Origin of the sequence: Streptomyces bullii (assembly GCF_042657145.1) — a bacterium.
In the GTDB taxonomy this organism is placed as follows: Bacteria; Actinomycetota; Actinomycetes; order Streptomycetales; family Streptomycetaceae; genus Streptomyces; species Streptomyces bullii.
Window position 1 is genome coordinate 576,816 of record NZ_JBHSNY010000005.1, and the last position, 16,895, is coordinate 593,710.

The following is a 16,895-nucleotide window of genomic DNA, read 5'->3' on the forward strand; positions in this document are numbered from 1 at the left end:
CTCAGCCCTGCTGGCGCGTACGGCGTGACACCACCGCGCGCAGCACCCGCCGCCCCTCCGTCGACACCTCCAGCGCCCGGCGCAGCCCGGCCGGCCCGTGGCCGGCCACGACCTCCAGGACCGTGATCTGACGGCGCAGCTCGGCGGCGACGAGCGGCGACATGCCCTCGGCACGGCCCTGGGTGAGGGTCTGGCCGGCACGAACGGCGTTGAGGGCCTGAGGCAGGGCGTCCACCGAGGGTCCCTCGTCCTCGGCGGGGTCCAGCAGCCGGTGGATCTGCAGCGCGGCGACCGAGCAGGCGTCGGCCCACACCCGGACCTCGGCGGCGGACCGCTCGGCCGGGGCGGCGGCCAGCATGCGGCGGGCCAGCAGCGCGGCCTCGTCCGCCGTGTCGAACTCGTCGAACGCGTCGAGCTTGCCGCGCGCCTGTTCCAGGCCGAGGGCCCAGTCGCCGCTGTCGGCGGTGTCCGTGAGGCTCTGCCACAGGGGCCGCAGCATCTCGTCGTCACAGCCCAGCAGGGGCACGCACCGATCAAGACAAGCCAGCCCGCTCACCGCCAGTCCGCGTTCGTCGGCCTGTGCGATCAGTTCCACCAGGCTCATCCACGCCTCCCTCTGCCGGCCTCCACAGGCCTCCATCGGGCGCCTTCCCTAACGGAGCCCGCACTTCCCCTTACTGCGTGCGACGGCCCCGGAGTGTCACTGGGGCACCACTCCGAGCCGGTCCAGCAGCCGGAAGAGGAGATTTTCGGCCACTGGTTCGGGGTCGGCGGACAGCACCTCGACGAGGGCGTCGGCGTCCGCGGTGTGCCCGGCCTCGGCGGCCCACTCGACGGCGCGTCCGGCGGCGTCACGGGGCTCCAGGAAGTAGTCCTCGAGTGTGAGGCCCTCCCGGTCGGCGCCGAGGTGCCCGGCCATCGCGGCCCGTGCCAGGCACGTCGTCCACGCCCCGCTGTCCGGCGCCGCCGCCTCCACCACCACGCAGTCGCTGTCCATGACGTAACCGAAGAGCGCGGGCGCCCCGGTCTCCCGGGCGAGGGCGTTCATGCTCCCCACGTCGCCGTCACCGCTCGGGTACTCCCAGACCTGCCATCCGCCGGGCACCGACGTGTGCAGGGTGAGGCCGTGCCGGGCGCCCGACAGCGCGTCCAGCTCCGCCAGCGGCCGCTCGGCGCGCCCCACGACGAAATACCCCCAGTAGCCCATCCCGCTTCCCCCCGGCGTTTTCGATTCCGCTCCTCCAGAACACCACCACAGCCGTACGGGAGTTCGCAGCCGGATAGGCCAATTCGTACGGATCAGCCCAGCCGGTCCGCCAGTGCCCGGAAATCCGTCCAGGACATCGCGGGCCTGTCCGGGTCCCACAGCTTCTGGACGGTCGCCCGCAGCGGCAGCCGGATCCCGGCCGCGACCTGATCCTGCGTCTGGGAGTTCGCGAGGTCGCACCAGACGGCGAAGGAGCCGCCGAGGATCTGGTCGTCGTAGCGCGAGGGAACGGCGGAGGTGCCGCGCAGGACCCGCGGGTTCCACTGCTCGTAGATCCGCTGCCCCGTCGGATAGACGAAGGTCTGCGGCTCCCCGAGGACGTAGTACAGGAACTCGTCGTTGTAGTTGATCACCTGCCGGCCCGCGCTCAGGTACTCCACCGGCTGCCGGGCACCGATCTCCTTGCCGGTCCAGTAGGCGACCTGGATGTCCTTGGCGGCCTGCACCGAGGTGCCGCGGAAGAAGCCGTCGTTCCAGGCGCGCGGCGTGCGGTCATGGGCGCGGACGGTGCCGGCGCGGTCGTTGAGCCACCCGGTGGCCAGGTCGGCGACGGTCGCGCCGGCGCCGTACTTCTCCCGCGCCGCGGTGGCCAGCTGCGGGAACGAGGACGCCGGGTCGGAGTAGGTCAGCGCCTGGTACTCGTCGCCGCCGAGGTGCCACTGGCTCCCGGGGAACAGGCCGGCGTACTCGTCGAGCAGGTCGTCGACGATCTCGGCGGACTCGTTCTTGGAGATGTCGATCGCCCCGCGCACCGCCGTGCCGTCGGCGCTGCGCAGCTGGAGGTCGGGGTGGGCGGCGATGACGGCGCCGAGGTGCCCGGGGGAGTCGATCTCGGGCACGACGGTGATGTGCCGGCTGGCCGCGAGCTGGACGATCCTCCTGACCTGCGCCTTGGTCAGGTGGTCCTTGGAGACGATCTCCGGGTGCGTGTCGGACTCGATCCGGAACCCCTGGTCGTCGGAGAAGTGCAGCCCGAGCTGGTTGAACTTCAGGTCCCCCAGCTCCCGGATCCGGTCCTCGATCCAGCCGGGGGTGAAGTGCTTGCGCGCGATGTCCAGCATGAACCCGCGCACCGGCTTGGCCGGCTCGTCGCGCACGACGCCCTCGGGCGCCGTACGTCCGCCGTGCACCACCTGCTTGAGGGTGCGGGTGCCGTAGAAGACACCGGCGTCGGCGGGCCCGCTGATGTTCACCCGCCCGCCGCGCACCGTCATGGTGTACGACTCCGGGTCCGCGCCCTCGTCGCCGTTGAGCGCCAGCCGCACGTCCCCGGCGCGCACGTCGTCCTTCTCGCCCGCGTACGTCAGGTCCAGCTCGCCGGCGATCAGCCGCCCCTCGTCGGCCAGGTCGGCGTCGTTGACGACCACGCGGGCACCGCGCTCGGGCTTCCAGCCCGGGCCGCGCGCCGGGGTGTGGGCCCGGACGGCGGGGATGGTGCGGGGCGTCTCCGACAGGGGGTAGGAGCGGCTGGGGCTCGGGGTCGGCGGCTGCTGCGCCGTGGCCGCCGAGCGTGCCTCCGAGGTCCGCGCCGCCGCCCCCGCCGGTCCGCCGCCGTCGTCGTCCGAGGACGCCCAGAGTCCCAGGCTCACGCCGCCGGACACCACGACCAGGGCGGCGGCCACCGCCGCGATCACGACCCGCCGCTGTCTCACCTTCTGCGCCGGCGCCCGGCGCCTGTGCTGGCTCACTCCACCCAACCTACGACCCGTTCCGGAGGACGGCCGTCCACCACACGTTCCCGTTCTCTCTCGGGCGGGTGAAATTCGGGCATCCGTCGGACACGTCACGCCCGCTCTCGATAACGTGACGGCACAGCTCTCACAAGATCCCCCGCCGACACACACGTGACCCCCACGAGGACCCACGCTGGCTGTGCATCGCCTCCCCGACCTCCCCGGCCGTACCGCCATACCGGTGGAGCACTTCAACACCGCGCCCGCCGAGGAGATCCGGCACCTTCTCCTGGCCTGCCTGCGCAGCGCGCACTGGGCCGCGCGGATCGCCGACCACCGCCCGTACCCGGACGCCGACGCCCTGCTCGCCGCCGCCGACGAGGCGGCATATGACCTGACCTGGGCGGATCTGGCGGATGCCCTGGCGAACGAGTCGCTTCCGGCGCTCCCGGCGGACACGTACTCCGCCGCTCACACGGCCCTGAGCGCGGCCCGCGCGGCCTATGAGGCCCGATTCGGTCACGTGTTCGTCATCTGCCTCGACGGCGTGGCCCCGGAGGAGTCCCTGGACCGCGTCCTGGAGGCGATCCGGTCACGATTGACCAACGATCCGGAGGAGGAACGGGCGATCACGGCGGAACAACTCCGCCGCCTGGCACGGGGCAGACTCGTCAGGGCCCTGAAGGGCACGGGGCGGTGCCGGTACGCGGCCCCGCCGCGGGGCGCGACGAGCCGCTGACGGCCCGCACCCGGCAAACCCCCACACACCACCCGCCTCAGCGGCCGCAATAGCCCACCCGTACCCCTTTGAGTGCCATTTTGATCACACCGTCCGACCCCGGCTCAGCCCGGCGGCAGCGCATCGCTACGATGCTGGGGGCCGGTGGACCGTACCCGGCCGGGCCCGACCGACACTGAAGCCGGCGCGGCCCCAATCCCCGCTCCCGGAGGAAACTTCCGTGCCGGCTGGAACGCTGTACCGCGGCCGGGAAGGAATGTGGTCCTGGGTGGCTCACCGAGTCACCGGCGTCCTCATTTTCTTCTTCCTGTTCGTTCACGTGCTGGACACCGCACTCGTCCGTGTGTCCCCCGAGGCTTACGACAAGGTCGTGGCCACGTACAAGACGCCCATCGTCGCGCTGCTGGAGTACGGCCTCGTCGCCGCCATCCTCTTCCACGCGCTCAACGGTCTGCGCGTCATCGCCGTCGACTTCTGGTACAAGGGCGCGCGCTACCAGAAGCAGATGCTCTGGACCGTCGTCGTGCTGTGGGTCGTGCTGATGCTCGGGGCGATCTACCCCGTCCTCGGTCACGCCGCTCGTGAACTGTTCGGGAGCTGACGCCAATGTCCACGACTGAAAAGACCGCCGCTTCGGGCATCGGCCCCGTCGAGGGCGCCTCCGAGTACAGCGTCGACAACCCGGCGCCCTACATCGAGGCCCCGCGCAAGCGCACCAAGAAGACCCCGAGGTCCACGCGCGGCAACTTCGAGATGGCGGCCTGGCTGTTCATGCGCCTGTCGGGCGTGGTGCTGGTCGTCCTGGTCATCGGGCACCTCGTGATCCAGCTCGTGCTGGACGGCGGTGTCTCCAAGATCGGCTTCGCCTTCGTGGCGGGCCGCTGGGCGAGCCCGTTCTGGCAGGTCTGGGACCTGCTGATGCTCTGGCTCGCGATGCTGCACGGCGCCAACGGCCTGCGCACGGTCATCAACGACTACGCGGAGCGCGCGAACACCCGGCTGTGGCTCAAGGGCCTGCTCTACACCGCCACGGTGTTCACCATCCTGCTGGGCACGCTGGTGATCTTCACCTTCGACCCGAACATCCGCTAGGCACGGGGCTGCGAGAATCATGAAGATCCACAAGTACGACACCGTCATCGTCGGCGCCGGTGGCGCCGGTATGCGCGCCGCCATCGAGTCGACGAAGCGCAGCCGCACCGCCGTGCTCACCAAGCTCTACCCGACCCGCTCCCACACGGGCGCCGCGCAGGGCGGCATGGCCGCCGCGCTCGCCAACGTGGAGGAGGACAACTGGGAGTGGCACACCTTCGACACGGTCAAGGGCGGTGACTACCTGGTCGACCAGGACGCCGCCGAGATCCTCGCGAAGGAGGCCATCGACTCCGTCCTCGACCTGGAGAAGATGGGCCTGCCGTTCAACCGCACCCCGAACGGCACGATCGACCAGCGCCGCTTCGGCGGTCACAGCCGCAACCACGGCGAGGCCCCGGTCCGCCGGTCCTGCTACGCGGCCGACCGCACCGGCCACATGATCCTCCAGACGCTGTACCAGAACTGCGTCAAGCACGGCGTGGAGTTCTTCAACGAGTTCTACGTCCTGGACCAGCTGATCACCGAGGTCGACGGCGTCAAGAAGTCGGCCGGTGTGGTGGCCTACGAGCTGGCCACCGGCGAGATCCACGTCTTCCAGGCGAAGGCCGTGATCTACGCCTCCGGCGGCTGCGGCAAATTCTTCAAGGTGACGTCCAACGCGCACACCCTGACCGGCGACGGCCAGGCGGCGGTCTACCGCCGGGGCATCCCGCTGGAGGACATGGAGTTCTTCCAGTTCCACCCGACCGGCATCTGGCGCATGGGCATCCTGCTGACGGAGGGCGCCCGCGGTGAGGGCGGCATCCTGCGCAACAAGGACGGCGAGCGCTTCATGGAGAAGTACGCGCCGGTGATGAAGGACCTCGCCTCCCGTGACGTCGTCTCGCGCTCCATCTACACGGAGATCCGCGAGGGCCGCGGCTGCGGTCCCGAGGGCGACCACGTCTACCTGGACCTCACCCACCTCCCGCCGGAGCAGCTGGACGCCAAGCTGCCCGACATCACGGAGTTCGCCCGCACCTACCTCGGCATCGAGCCCTACACGGACCCGATCCCGATCCAGCCGACCGCCCACTACGCGATGGGCGGCATCCCGACCAACGTCGAGGGCGAGGTCCTGGCCGACAACACCACCGTCGTCCCGGGCCTGTACGCGGCCGGCGAGGTCGCCTGCGTGTCCGTGCACGGCGCCAACCGCCTCGGCACCAACTCGCTGCTGGACATCAACGTCTTCGGCAAGCGGGCCGGCATCGCGGCGGCGGAGTACTCGCAGACGGCGGACTTCGTCGAGCTGCCGGAGGCCCCGGAGTCCTTCGTCCTCGCGCAGATCGAGCGCCTGCGCGACTCGACCGGCAACGAGCGGGTGTCCACGCTGCGGCGCGAGCTGCAGGAGACGATGGACGCCAACGTCATGGTCTTCCGCACCGAGCAGACGATCAAGACGGCGGTCGAGAAGATCGCGGAGCTCAAGGAGCGCTACAAGAACGTGGCGATCCAGGACAAGGGCAAGCGCTTCAACACGGACCTCCTGGAGGCGATCGAGCTGGGCAACCTGCTCGACCTGGCCGAGGTCATGGCGGTGTCCGCCCTGGCCCGCAAGGAGTCCCGCGGCGGTCACTACCGCGAGGACTACCCGAACCGCGACGACGTCAACTTCATGCGCCACACCATGGCGTACCGCGAGGTCGGCGCCGACGGCACCGAAACCGTCCGTCTCGACTACAAGCCGGTCGTCCAGACCCGCTACCAGCCGATGGAGCGTAAGTACTGATGGCAACCCCCGTTCTGGACAAGGCGGAAGCGGCGTCCGCGGCCTCGCCGTACATCACGGTCACCTTCCGGGTCCGCCGCTTCAACCCGGAGGTCTCGGCCGAGGCGACCTGGGAAGACTTCCAGCTGGAGATCGACCCCAAGGAGCGCGTCCTCGACGGCCTCCACAAGATCAAGTGGGACCTGGACGGCACGCTGACCTTCCGCCGCTCCTGCGCCCACGGCATCTGCGGCTCGGACGCGATGCGGATCAACGGCAAGAACCGTCTTGCCTGCAAGACCCTCATCAAGGACATCAACCCCGAGAAGCCGATCACGGTCGAGCCCATCAAGGGCCTGACGGTCCTGAAGGACCTGGTCGTGGACATGGAGCCGTTCTTCCAGGCGTACCGGGACGTCATGCCCTTCCTCATCACGAAGGACACGAACGAGCCCACGCGCGAGCGGCTGCAGTCGGCGGAGGACCGCGAGCGCTTCGACGACACCACGAAGTGCATCCTCTGCGCGGCCTGCACCACCTCGTGCCCGGTCTTCTGGAACGACGGCCAGTACTTCGGCCCGGCGGCCATCGTCAACGCGCACCGCTTCATCTTCGACTCGCGTGACGAGGCGGCCGAGCAGCGCCTGGAGATCCTCAACGACCGCGACGGCGTCTGGCGCTGCCGCACGACCTTCAACTGCACGGACGCGTGCCCGCGCGGCATCGAGGTGACGAAGGCGATCGCGGAGGTCAAGCGGGCGCTGATCACTCGGCGCTACTGACGTCGGCTCGTGTCGGTCCGTGAGGGCCCTGTCTCCGGACTCGTGCCGGGGGCGGGGCCCTCTCGGCGCTTCCTGCCGCCACGACTGGCTCAGGAGCGTGACCTCCGTGCCGGATGCCAGGTCGATCTGGTGGTCTCGACTCCCGGGCCGGGCCAGGCACCGCCGACAATGACCGGCTGCGGCCGATCATCGACCTATTCTGACGGTATGTCAGACAACGAGTCGTACGAGCTGCTCGGGTTCGACAGCGTGCTGCTGCCCGTCGGGGACCTCGGCGAGGCCGTCGCGTTCTACGCCCGCGCCGGGTTCCCGCTGGACTTCCGGCTCGACGAGGCCGGGATCGCGCTGCTGAAGGTCGGGGGCGAGACGCCCGGGATCCTGCTGCGGCAGGAGGAGAGCCTGGGGCACCGTCCACCGCCGTGGCCGTCCGCGCGTGTGGCTGGAGGTGCCGGACGCGCGGGCGGCGGCCAGGGCGCTGCGCGAGGCGGGCATCGCCCTGCTCGACGAGCCGTCCACCACGGTCACCGGCTGGGCCGTCGAGATCGCCGATCCCTGGGGCAACGTCATCGGGTTCACGGACTACTCCAAGCGGCCGGAGCTCGGCCGGCGGCCCTGACCGCACCGGGGTGCGGCAGGGGCGCCGGCGCCGCTGGTTAGGCTCTGTCTCCGTGCCCGCGAAGAACGACGGCCCCCATGACGGCGCCCCTCACCACAAGTCCGAGCCGACTCCCAGCAAGTCGGAGCAGACCCGCGCCCTGATCCTGGAGACGGCCATGCGGCTGTTCCAGGAGCGCGGCTACGACAGGACGACGATGCGGGCCATCGCCCAGGAGGCCGGTGTCTCGGTCGGCAACGCGTACTACTACTTCGACGGCAAGGAGCACCTGATCCAGGGCTTCTACGACCGGATCGCCGCCGAGCACCAGGTGGCCGTCCGGGAGGTCCTGGCCCGGGAGGCCGACCTGGAGGCGCGGCTCGCGGGCGTGCTGAAGGCGTGGCTGGACATCGCGGCGCCGTACCACGAGTTCGCGGTGCAGTTCTTCAAGAACGCCGCCGACCCGGACAGTCCGCTCAGCCCCTTCTCCGCCGAGTCGGAGCACGCGCGTGTGGAGGCCATCAGCGTGCACCGGGAGGTGCTGCGCGGCGCGAGGACGAAGGTGCCGGAGGAACTGCGGGACATCCTGCCCGAGCTGATGTGGCTCGCGCAGATGGGGCTGGTCCTGTACTGGGTGTTCGACCGCACGGAGGGCCGCGAGCGCAGCTACCGGCTCGCCGAGCGCGGCGCCCGGCTCACCGCGCGGGGCGTCGCGCTGGCCCGCTTCCGGGTGCTGCGGCCCCTCGTCCGGGAGGTGCACGAGCTGTTCACGGACTTCCTGCCGGGCGTGACCAAGGCACCGCCCGACCCCGCCGGGAACCCCGCATCCTGAACTCCGGTCGGCTGATCAGAGCCAGCTCAGGCGCCAGAGGCGGAAGACCCCGGTGCCGTCCGACAGGTACTGGCCCCCGCCGATGTCCTCGCTGCTGACGACGTACTCCTTGGCCTGCCACAGCGGGATGACCGGCACGTCCCGCGCGATGGTCTCCTGCAGGGTGCCGATGTCCTTGGTGGCCTGGCTCCGGTCGGCGTAGCGCTGGCTCGCCTGGATGAGCCGGTCGACGGTCTTGCTGCTGTAGCCGGTGTTCATGGTGCCGTGGGTGCCCACGAGCGGGCTGCCGAAGGTGTCCGGGTCGGGGAAGTCGGCGACCCAGCCGACGGCGTACGCGTCGAGCCTGCCGCTCGCCCACTCCTTCTGGAAACCGTCCCACTGGTAGCCCTTGAGGCTGACTTTGAACAGGCCGCTCGCCTCCAGCTGCCGCTTGATCTCCGCGGCCTCCTGGGCGGCGGCGCCGCGGCCCTCGGCATAGCCGTAGGTGAAGCGGACGGGCAGGCTGACTCCGGCCTCGGTGAGCAGTTGCCGTGCCTTGGCGGGGTCCTGCTCGGGGTAGGTGTCGAAGAACGACGCGGTGTGTCCGGTGATGCCCGTCGGGACCAGCGAGTACAGCGGGTCGACGGTCCCGTCGTACACGTTCGCGGCCAGCCGTCCGCGGTCGATCAGCCAGGCCACGGCCTGCCGTACGCGGGGGTCGTGCAGCGGCTTGCCCGGGCGGGTGTTGAAGTACAGGTTGCGGGTCTCGGAGCTGTCGGCCTCGGAGACGCGCTGCTTGGGGTCGCTGGGGTTGAGCGCGGCGAGCACCTTGGGCGGCAGCTGGCGGGTGGCGACGTCCACCTGTCTGGCCTCCCAGGCCCGGTCGAGGGCGTCCGCGTCGGCGTAGTAGCGCAGTTCGACGGGCCCGCCGCCGTCCTCGACGGCTCCCTTGAAGCGGCTGTTGGGCGTGAGGACGGCCTTCTTGCCCTTCGTGAACGAGGTGAGGACGTACGGGCCGGTGCCGTCGACACCGTTGTCGGTGCGCAGCTTGTCCGCCGGGTACGTGACCGGGTCGACGATCGAACCAGCGCCGGTGGCCACCTTGAACGGGAAGGTGGCGTCCGGCGAGGACAGCCGGAAGGTGACGGTCCGCCCGCTCGCGCTCACCGAGGAGAGAGTGTTCAGCAGGGACGCCGGGCCGACGTCCGAGTTGATCTTCTTGACCCGGTCGAAGGAGTACTTCACGTCCTGCGCGGTCACGGCTCTGCCGCTGGCGAAGGTGAGGCCGTCGCGCAGCTCGCAGCGGTAGGTGCGCAGGTCGCCGCCGACGAACGCGCAGCTGCTCGCCGCGTCCGGAACGGGTGTGGCGCCGCCCGGCTCGAACGTCAGCAGCGACTGGAAGACGTTGCTGAACAGCGCCCAGGAGCCGGCGTCGTAGGCGCCCGCCGGGTCCAGCGACGTGACGGCGTCCGTCGTGCCGACGGTGATGGTCCGGGCGGTGTGCTGCTGCGACGGCAGCAGCTGCCAGGCGCCCACGCCCACGGTCGCCAGGGCCAGCAGTCCCACGAGTATCCGTATGCGAACCGATCGCATCGGCCTTGCCCTCCCAAGGCCCCACCCGGGCCACAGTGCACAGGCCACCCCCTGGTGGCGCGGCTCACCTAATCACACGGGTTTGACCTGGGGGAAGAGAGATCTGCCGAGTTGGAAAAGACCTTACCTCCGGCCCGTTTCGCCCGGTTTCACAGGCACCTCACAGGGTTCCGGCCGTTGACCCGGGGCCGTTCTGGCGTACGGGACCACTCAGGCCTGTCCGGAGGCCAGCTCGATCACCGTGATGTCCGACGGCGCGCCCACCCGGGTCGGCGGGCCCCAGGCTCCGGCACCCCGGCTGACGTACAACTGGGTGTCGCCGTAGCGCTCCAGGCCCGCCAGGGTCGGGTTGGCGGCGGAGGCGATGAGGTTGCCGGGCCAGAGCTGGCCGCCGTGGGTGTGGCCGGAGAGCTGGAGGTCGACGCCGTGCTCGACGGCCTCGTGGATCTGGACCGGCTGGTGGGCGAGGAGCACGCACGCGCGTGCCCGGTCCCGGTCGCCCAGGGCCTGGGCGAAGTCGGGGCCCTGGCCCTCCTCCTCGCCCGCCACGTCGTTCACCCCGGCCAGGTCGAAGTGCGGCAGCTCCGTACGGGCGTTCTCCAGCGGGCGCAGGCCCAGGCGGCGCACCTCCTCCACCCACTGCTCGGCGCCGGAGAAGTACTCGTGGTTGCCGGTGACGAAGTAGGCACCGTGACGGGCTCTCAGCTGCGCCAGGGGAGCCGCCGCCGGGCCCAGGTCCTTGACGCTGCCGTCCACCAGGTCTCCGACGACCGCGATGAGGTCGGGCTGGGTCGCGTTGATCGTGTCGACGACCTTCTGGGCGAACCCCCTGCCCAGAACCGGACCGAGGTGGATGTCGCTGACCACCGCGATGCGGTAGCCGTGCGCCCCGCGCGGGAGTCTGGCCAGCGGCACGGTGACCCGCTTGACCCGCGGGCCGCTCAGCACGCCGTACGTGCCGTAGCCGACGGTCCCGACCGCGGCCGCCGCCGCGGCGCCCGCGACGACCCGGGAGACGAAGAGACGACGGGTGGGGCCGACGGGTCCGGACGGGCCGGAGGCGGGGGTTCCGGGAGCCGGATCGGGGCGCGGCTCGGGCGGAGCCGGCGCGGTGCGCCGGTCCGACTCGGGTGCGGGCCCGGCCTCCGGGCCGTCCGGCGCCGCGACGGAGCCCGGCTCCGGCTCGCCGTCCAGCGCCGCCACGGAGCCCGGCTCCGGCCGGCTGTCCACCGCCGTGGCCCCCGGCTGCGGACCCGTTGCCGCCGCCACGGGCCTCCGCTCACGCCCCTGCGGGTGCGCCGTTGCTCCCGCCATGACCGTTTCCGGCTCCGGTCGCGTCTGCCGTAGAGCCGCCGCCGTGCCGCTCGCCCGCCGTTCCAGGAACCACCTCAGCAGGGGGCGTACGACGTCGCCCGCCAGCACGGCCAGCACCAGGTAGATCGACAGCGCCAGCCACAGGAAGCCCGGCCAGGCCAGCACCTGCTGGAGCCAGAAGGGTGCGCCGCCGCGCTCGGCGACCAGGGCCGCGACGGTGAGTGCCCAGCCGCCGGCTATCAGCACGGCGCCGACGCGGCGCACCGGGCCCGGGCCGCGGGTCGTGTCGCGGAACAGGCGACGCCACACGTACCAGTTGGCCGTCACCAGGACGGCCACGACCAGCAGCGCGACGAGCGTGAAGACGATGACCACGCGACGAGTTCCCCTCCGGTTGCGTGCTGAGTGAACGTCCCGGGTGTTCCTCCGGTTCCTGGCCGCATCACGCGGTTCCCGGGCCGCGCCGGGCGCCGCTTCCTATGACGTGCGGCGCAGTGCGCGCAGACCGCGCAACCCGATGACCCCGATGACCGTCCCCCATACGAAGGAGACGACGGCGAGCAGCAGGTGCACCCAGAAGTACCCCGTCGGGTGACCGTCGTCGAACGCGAGCCCGCTGCTGTCCTTGATCAGGTTTTTGACGAAAGTGATCCAGATGACCCAGCTCCACACCCCGAAGGCGAGCAGGAACCAGGACACGGGGCGGCTGAGCTTCATGCGTCCAGTATCGCCGCCGCTTGTCCGGTTCCGTTCGCGGGGTGGGAGCCGGAGGGGGACTTCCCCGCACGCGCCAGGTACTTTCTCGGTCGTGCCCGCACCCAAAAAGACCGTCAGGCGATCCCTGCTGGTCACCTCCGCCGCCCTGTTGTCCACCGCGCTGACCGCGCCCGGCGCCTTCGCCGCGCCGAGTCCCTCGGGCAGCCCCTCGGCGAGCCCGTCGGTCACGCCCCCGGCGACGATGTCGACCGTCGGCGGCGCCCGGCTCGGGCGGCCCGGGACGCAGGTCGACCTGGCGAGCGGCGTGCCGGTGCTGCCGAAGGACGTGACGGCGCGTTCCTGGATCGTCGCGGACGCCGAGTCCGGCGAGGTGCTCGCCGCGCACAACGCGCACTGGCGGCTGGCTCCGGCCAGCACGCTGAAGATGCTGTTCGCGGACACCCTGCTGCCGAAGTTCCCCAGGACGATGGAGCACAAGGTCACGCCTTCCGACCTGGCGGGCGTCGGTCCCGGTTCCAGCATGGTCGGGATAAAGGAGGACGAGACGTACTCCGTCCACGACCTGTGGCTCGGTGTCTTCCTGCGCTCCGGCAACGACGCCGTGCGCGTGCTGTCGGCGATGAACGGCGGCCTGGAGAACACCGTCAGGGAGATGAACGAGCACGCCGAGGAGCTCCAGGCCCTCGACACGCGGGTCGTCAGCCCCGACGGCTACGACGCCGAGGGCCAGGTGTCCTCGGCGTACGACCTGACGCTGATCGCGCGCTCCGGGCTGCAGAAGAAGGACTTCCGGGAGTACTGCTCGACGGTGACCGCGAAGTTCCCGGGCGAGACGAAGAAGGACAAGAAGGGCAGGACGGTCCGTAAGTCCTTCGAAATCCAGAACACCAACCGGCTGCTGTCCGGCGACGCCGACGTGCCCGTCTACCAGGGCATCGCGGGGGTGAAGAACGGCAACACGACCAACGCGGGCGCCACCTTCACCGGCGTCGCCGAACGCGACGGCAAGGTGCTGCTCGTCACGGTGATGAACCCCGGGAAGGACGAGCACAACGAGGTCTACAAGGAGGCCGCCCGCCTGTTCGACTGGGGCTTCAAGGCGGTCGGCAAGGTGCAGCCGGTGGGCGAGCTGGTGCCGCCGAGGAGCGCCGCGCAGGCCACCGCCCAGCCGGGTGCCAACGCCTCCGGCGAGGCGGGCGGTACCGGGGACGGCACGACGGGAACGGGCGCCAAGCCGGTGGCGAGCGCCCCGGCCGCGGACGGCTCCAGCGGGATCGGCACCGCGCTGGGCATCGTGGGTGGCGTGCTCGTCCTGCTGGCGGGCGGTGCGTTCCTGGTCAACCGCCGCTGGCCGCTGCCGGATCTGGTGCGCCGCCGGACGCGTCCCTGACATCCGGGAGTTCGTCCTCCTTGCTCTGCGTCGCCGTCCAGGCGGCGCAGAACAGCACCAGCTTCGAGGTGAAGTTGATCCACAGCAGCAGCGCGACCGGCACGCCGAACGCGCCGTACATGCTCTTCGCGGCCACACCCTGCAGATAGCCGCTGAGCAGCAGCTTCAGCAGTTCGAAGCCGACCGCGCCGGTCAGCGCGGCCACGACCAGACGGTGGCGGGTGGGTTCGACGCCGGGCAGCAGGGTCAGGACGTACAGCAGGAGCAGGAAGTCGGCGAGTACGGCGATGGCGAAGGCGGCGACGTACAGCAGGAACCCGCCCCAGCCGCCCTCCTGGATGCCGATCTGCCGGATGATCCAGCCGACCATCGCGGAGGCGACGGCGGACGCGGCGATCGTGACGAGGACCGCGCCGCCGAGCCCGACCAGGACGCCCGCGTCCTTGGCCTTGCGCAGGACGGGGTTCTCCTCCTCGTCGGGCAGCTCCCACACCGCGCGCAGGCACTCGCGCGTCGAGCCGGCCCAGCCGATGCCGGTGAACAGCAGCAGGGCGCCCGCGATGAGGCCGACGGTGCCCGCGTTCTGCACCAGGGCGTGGATGTTCAGCTGGTCGGAGATGCCGGGCACCTGCTCGGCGAGCTTGTCCTGCAGCTCGTTCTGCTGCCGGGTGCTGAGCGTGGCGGCGCCGACGGCGGCGGCCACCGTCAGCACCGGGAAGAGCGCGACGAAGCTCGTGAACGTCATCGCGGCGGCCAGCCGCGTCCACTTCACGCGGTCCAGCCGCTCGTACGACCGCCACGCGTGCGTGACCATCAGCCGCGCCACCCAGGGCCCGACGACCGGGAGCTTCTTCAGCCAGTCCATGATCCGACTCTGCCCTCCTGGCGGAAGACCAATGTCCGAGTGCCCCAGAACCTCACAACAGTCGCCAGCGCCATGCCGACGACCGCGCCGGAGACGGTGTCGGCGCGCTGCGAGGTGAGACCGAGGCCGTAGTGGCTGACGGCCAGGCACAGCAGCTGTACGGCGGCACCGCCGACGTTCACCGCGCAGAACACGGCGTAGGGCCGCAGCCCACGCACGCGCGTGCGGCGGTACGTCCCGAACGCGTTGCCCGCGTACGCCACCGTGCAGCCCACCAGGAACGACAGCGCCTTGGCGGTGAGCGGATCGAGCCCGGCGGGACCGCGCAGGTACGTGAACAGCCCCAGGTCGACGAGGTAGGCGAGCACCCCCACGGAGCCGAAACAGAGCAGCTCACGGCGGGTCACCCGGGCAGGCGGGTCGGACCCGTCGTGACGGGGCGTCGAGGAGCGTGCGTGTGGGGATCGGCCGGGGGGCGTGTGGGGGCGGGTGGCTGAGGCGGCGTCGGGGGCTGGGCACGCGCGCGTGTCCGGTGGTCGGCCCCCGATCCTCCCCCGCCGACCCGGTGGCAGGCGGGCCCCCGGCGTCTCACCCCGACGCGACCACGCCCGGCCGCCGAGCGGCCCCCGTCGGCCGGGCCACGCACGGATTCCACGGGCCGCACGCCGGTTCCGTCGGCCGCGCGGGCCCCGTCTGGCCTGCCACCAGCGGATCCCGAAGGGCCCGTCCCGGCTCGGCCGTGCCCCCGGGTTCACCAATTGGCCACCGCCAGGGCGTACATCGCCAGCCATCCCAGGCCGATCAGGGCGAGGGCGCGGTCGCGCAGGACGACGTCCTCCGGTTCGCCGGCCGTGCCGCGGTCGGCGAAGACGGCGTACCGCAGGATCGCGAGGATGAAGGCGACCATGGACAGCTGTCGCCAGGGCAGCACGCTGGTGTGCGGTACGCCGCCCTCCTCCAGGGCCCACAGGCAGTAGCCGAGGACGGCGACACCGGCCGCGAGCTGCCAGACGAAGCGGAGGTAGCCGGTGGTGTACTCGGTGAGCAACGCGCGCGTGGCGCCCGCTTTTCCGGCCATCTGCACGGCTTCGGAGTAGCGCTTGGCCGCCACCATGAACAGCGCGCCGAAGCCGGTGGTGATCAGGAACCAGCGTGACAGCGGGATGCCGAGGGCGAGCCCGCCGATCACCGCCCGCATCAGGAAACCCGTCGTGACGACGACGAGGTCCACGACGAGGACGTGCTTGAGGAAGACGCAGTACGCCAGTTGCATCGCGACGTAGGAGGTCAGCAGCGCGCAGACGGCCGGGGAGCAGAGCCGGGCGGCGACGACGGGCGCGAGGACGGCGAGGGCGGCACCGACGGCGTACGCGACGGGCACGGGCACCTGCCCGGCCGCGACGGGACGGTGGCGCTTGACGGGGTGCGCGCGGTCGGCCTCGGCGTCGCGGGCGTCGTTGACCAGGTAGACGGCAGCGGCACAGGCCGTGAACAGTGCGAAGACCAACGGCAGTTGAGCGAGTGCGGGCCGGGAGAAGAGTTCGCCGGCGGCGGCCGGGGCGGCGATGACCAGGAGGTTCTTGACCCACTGCTTGGGGCGCGCGGTCCTGAGGAGGCCCGCCAGGAGGCGACCCTGGCGGCGTGGTGGCGCAGGATGCCGGTGGGGTCCGCGCTGTTCCAGCAGCGCCGGCGCAGGTGCGGGACCCGTCATCGGCGCGGCCTCAGTCATGTGCGCCCCCTCGCATCCAGCGCGCCCCCACGCGTGCCGTGACCGCGCCGAGGACCGCGCCCGCCGCCACGTCCGAGGGGTAGTGGACCCCGACGACCAGGCGGGAGAGGCACACGGCGGCAGCCAGTGGAGGAACCGCGTAGGCGCCCAGTGCGCCGAAGGCGACCGCGGCGGCCGCGGAAGAGGTCGCGTGCGAGCTGGGGAAGGAGTGCCGGCCGACGGTGCGCACCAGGGGCTCGACATGCGTGGGACGCGGACGGCGTACGATCCGTTTCACGCCCATGCTGACGAGGTGCGCGCCCACGGTGAGCGCCGTGCCGCGCAGCCAGGCACCGCGCCGGGCACCGTCCACGACGGCTCCCGTGAGACCGGCCGCGAGCCACAGCGCCCCGTGCTCGCCGGCCCGTGACAGGGCACGCGCGGCGGCGGCGACACGTGGATCGGTGCCACAGGCGCGCAGCACCGCGAGCATCCGGTGATCCATGTCGTCGAGGTCGTCCATGTGGTCCATGTCGTCCATGTGGACTCACTGTTCACCCCCGCCCGGCCGGAACTCCGGCAATATTGAGCGACAT

General features: G+C 71.3%; 17 protein-coding genes and 1 pseudogene. 8 read left to right on the plus strand and 10 right to left on the minus strand.

Going from position 1 to position 16,895, the window contains the following annotated elements; genetic code table 11:
• Nucleotide 1: 1 nt before the first annotated feature.
• The 3 genes from ACFPZJ_RS17185 to ACFPZJ_RS17195 form a co-directional block, all read right to left on the minus strand.
• The gene (locus tag ACFPZJ_RS17185) at nucleotides 2-604 is read right to left on the minus strand and encodes a hypothetical protein (RefSeq protein WP_381022012.1); all 603 of its coding nucleotides are present in this window, start codon (nucleotides 602-604) and stop codon (nucleotides 2-4) included.
• Nucleotides 605-700: 96 nt separating this feature from the next.
• A complete protein-coding gene (locus ACFPZJ_RS17190) occupies nucleotides 701-1,207 on the minus strand; it encodes a hypothetical protein (protein WP_381022013.1) in 507 nt (168 codons plus the stop codon).
• Nucleotides 1,208-1,299: 92 nt separating this feature from the next.
• The gene (locus ACFPZJ_RS17195; protein WP_381022014.1) at nucleotides 1,300-2,955 is read right to left on the minus strand and encodes a beta-N-acetylhexosaminidase; all 1,656 of its coding nucleotides are present in this window, start codon (nucleotides 2,953-2,955) and stop codon (nucleotides 1,300-1,302) included.
• A gap of 184 nt (nucleotides 2,956-3,139) precedes the next feature.
• Here ACFPZJ_RS17195 and ACFPZJ_RS17200 point away from each other — a divergent pair, with 184 nt between their 5' ends.
• The 7 genes and pseudogenes from ACFPZJ_RS17200 to ACFPZJ_RS17230 all read left to right on the plus strand — a co-directional run bounded on the left by ACFPZJ_RS17200 (nucleotide 3,140) and on the right by ACFPZJ_RS17230 (nucleotide 8,733).
• Nucleotides 3,140-3,679 carry a 2-oxo-4-hydroxy-4-carboxy-5-ureidoimidazoline decarboxylase gene (locus ACFPZJ_RS17200; protein ID WP_381022015.1) on the plus strand — a complete coding sequence of 180 codons (540 nt, stop codon included), beginning with the start codon at nucleotides 3,140-3,142 and terminating at the stop codon, nucleotides 3,677-3,679.
• A 220-nt stretch (nucleotides 3,680-3,899) separates the two neighbouring features.
• Nucleotides 3,900-4,280: a succinate dehydrogenase, cytochrome b556 subunit gene (gene sdhC, locus ACFPZJ_RS17205; RefSeq protein ID WP_381022017.1), complete on the plus strand. Its 381-nt coding sequence runs from the start codon at nucleotides 3,900-3,902 to the stop codon at nucleotides 4,278-4,280.
• 5 nt (nucleotides 4,281-4,285) lie between these two features.
• The gene (locus ACFPZJ_RS17210; RefSeq protein ID WP_381022018.1) at nucleotides 4,286-4,771 is read left to right on the plus strand and encodes a succinate dehydrogenase hydrophobic membrane anchor subunit; all 486 of its coding nucleotides are present in this window, start codon (nucleotides 4,286-4,288) and stop codon (nucleotides 4,769-4,771) included.
• A gap of 19 nt (nucleotides 4,772-4,790) precedes the next feature.
• Nucleotides 4,791-6,545 carry a succinate dehydrogenase flavoprotein subunit gene (gene sdhA / locus ACFPZJ_RS17215; protein WP_381022020.1) on the plus strand — a complete coding sequence of 585 codons (1,755 nt, stop codon included), beginning with the start codon at nucleotides 4,791-4,793 and terminating at the stop codon, nucleotides 6,543-6,545.
• Entirely contained in the window at nucleotides 6,545-7,306 is a 762-nt protein-coding gene (locus tag ACFPZJ_RS17220; protein ID WP_381022022.1) for a succinate dehydrogenase iron-sulfur subunit, read from the plus strand. Before sdhA ends, ACFPZJ_RS17220 begins: the two co-directional genes overlap by 1 nt.
• 207 nt (nucleotides 7,307-7,513) lie before the next feature.
• A pseudogene (locus ACFPZJ_RS17225) lies at nucleotides 7,514-7,922 on the plus strand (VOC family protein).
• A gap of 52 nt (nucleotides 7,923-7,974) precedes the next feature.
• A complete protein-coding gene (locus tag ACFPZJ_RS17230; protein WP_381022024.1) occupies nucleotides 7,975-8,733 on the plus strand; it encodes a TetR/AcrR family transcriptional regulator in 759 nt (252 codons plus the stop codon).
• Between the two features lie 15 nt (nucleotides 8,734-8,748).
• Here the strand turns inward: ACFPZJ_RS17230 and ACFPZJ_RS17235 are convergent, their stop codons facing one another.
• From ACFPZJ_RS17235 to ACFPZJ_RS17245, 3 genes are all read right to left on the minus strand, one after another.
• On the minus strand, nucleotides 8,749-10,305 hold the full coding sequence (locus ACFPZJ_RS17235) for an ABC transporter substrate-binding protein (protein ID WP_381022025.1): 1,557 nt from the start codon (nucleotides 10,303-10,305) through the stop codon (nucleotides 8,749-8,751).
• Nucleotides 10,306-10,515: 210 nt separating this feature from the next.
• Nucleotides 10,516-11,994, minus strand: a complete 1,479-nt coding sequence (locus tag ACFPZJ_RS17240; protein ID WP_381022026.1) for a metallophosphoesterase — start codon at nucleotides 11,992-11,994, stop codon at nucleotides 10,516-10,518.
• Nucleotides 11,995-12,096: 102 nt separating this feature from the next.
• Nucleotides 12,097-12,336, minus strand: a complete 240-nt coding sequence (locus ACFPZJ_RS17245) for an SCO4848 family membrane protein (RefSeq protein ID WP_381022027.1) — start codon at nucleotides 12,334-12,336, stop codon at nucleotides 12,097-12,099.
• 91 nt (nucleotides 12,337-12,427) lie between these two features.
• On the opposite strand from ACFPZJ_RS17245, the gene ACFPZJ_RS17250 reads away from it, so the two are divergent.
• Complete coding sequence (locus ACFPZJ_RS17250; RefSeq protein WP_381022028.1) at nucleotides 12,428-13,726, plus strand: D-alanyl-D-alanine carboxypeptidase family protein; 1,299 nt, start codon at nucleotides 12,428-12,430, stop codon at nucleotides 13,724-13,726.
• Here ACFPZJ_RS17250 and ACFPZJ_RS17255 read toward each other — a convergent pair.
• The 4 genes from ACFPZJ_RS17255 to ACFPZJ_RS17270 all read right to left on the minus strand — a co-directional run bounded on the left by ACFPZJ_RS17255 (nucleotide 13,674) and on the right by ACFPZJ_RS17270 (nucleotide 16,822).
• Nucleotides 13,674-14,591, minus strand: a complete 918-nt coding sequence (locus ACFPZJ_RS17255; RefSeq protein WP_381022030.1) for a YihY/virulence factor BrkB family protein — start codon at nucleotides 14,589-14,591, stop codon at nucleotides 13,674-13,676. The genes ACFPZJ_RS17250 and ACFPZJ_RS17255 overlap by 53 nt on opposite strands.
• A complete protein-coding gene (locus ACFPZJ_RS17260) occupies nucleotides 14,579-14,998 on the minus strand; it encodes a GtrA family protein (RefSeq protein ID WP_381022032.1) in 420 nt (139 codons plus the stop codon). The genes ACFPZJ_RS17255 and ACFPZJ_RS17260 overlap by 13 nt, the downstream gene beginning before the upstream one ends.
• A 344-nt stretch (nucleotides 14,999-15,342) precedes the next feature.
• Nucleotides 15,343-16,320 carry a decaprenyl-phosphate phosphoribosyltransferase gene (locus tag ACFPZJ_RS17265; protein WP_381022034.1) on the minus strand — a complete coding sequence of 326 codons (978 nt, stop codon included), beginning with the start codon at nucleotides 16,318-16,320 and terminating at the stop codon, nucleotides 15,343-15,345.
• Nucleotides 16,313-16,822: a phosphatase PAP2 family protein gene (locus ACFPZJ_RS17270; RefSeq protein WP_381022158.1), complete on the minus strand. Its 510-nt coding sequence runs from the start codon at nucleotides 16,820-16,822 to the stop codon at nucleotides 16,313-16,315. Before ACFPZJ_RS17270 ends, ACFPZJ_RS17265 begins: the two co-directional genes overlap by 8 nt.
• Nucleotides 16,823-16,895 lie beyond the last annotated feature (73 nt).

Excerpts from the sequence above, each read along its gene's own strand:
- ACFPZJ_RS17220 (WP_381022022.1), top strand. The coding sequence starts at position 6,545 with ATGGCAACCCCCGTTCTGGACAAGGCGGAAGCGGCGTCCGCGGCCTCG.
- ACFPZJ_RS17270 (WP_381022158.1), bottom strand. The coding sequence starts at position 16,822 with ATGGACGACCTCGACGACATGGATCACCGGATGCTCGCGGTGCTGCGC.
- sdhA (WP_381022020.1), top strand. The coding sequence starts at position 4,791 with ATGAAGATCCACAAGTACGACACCGTCATCGTCGGCGCCGGTGGCGCC.
- ACFPZJ_RS17190 (WP_381022013.1), bottom strand. The coding sequence starts at position 1,207 with ATGGGCTACTGGGGGTATTTCGTCGTGGGGCGCGCCGAGCGGCCGCTG.
- ACFPZJ_RS17255 (WP_381022030.1), bottom strand. The coding sequence starts at position 14,591 with ATGGACTGGCTGAAGAAGCTCCCGGTCGTCGGGCCCTGGGTGGCGCGG.
- ACFPZJ_RS17235 (WP_381022025.1), bottom strand. The coding sequence starts at position 10,305 with ATGCGATCGGTTCGCATACGGATACTCGTGGGACTGCTGGCCCTGGCG.
- ACFPZJ_RS17265 (WP_381022034.1), bottom strand. The coding sequence starts at position 16,320 with ATGACTGAGGCCGCGCCGATGACGGGTCCCGCACCTGCGCCGGCGCTG.
- ACFPZJ_RS17245 (WP_381022027.1), bottom strand. The coding sequence starts at position 12,336 with ATGAAGCTCAGCCGCCCCGTGTCCTGGTTCCTGCTCGCCTTCGGGGTG.
- ACFPZJ_RS17210 (WP_381022018.1), top strand. The coding sequence starts at position 4,286 with ATGTCCACGACTGAAAAGACCGCCGCTTCGGGCATCGGCCCCGTCGAG.
- ACFPZJ_RS17185 (WP_381022012.1), bottom strand. The coding sequence starts at position 604 with ATGAGCCTGGTGGAACTGATCGCACAGGCCGACGAACGCGGACTGGCG.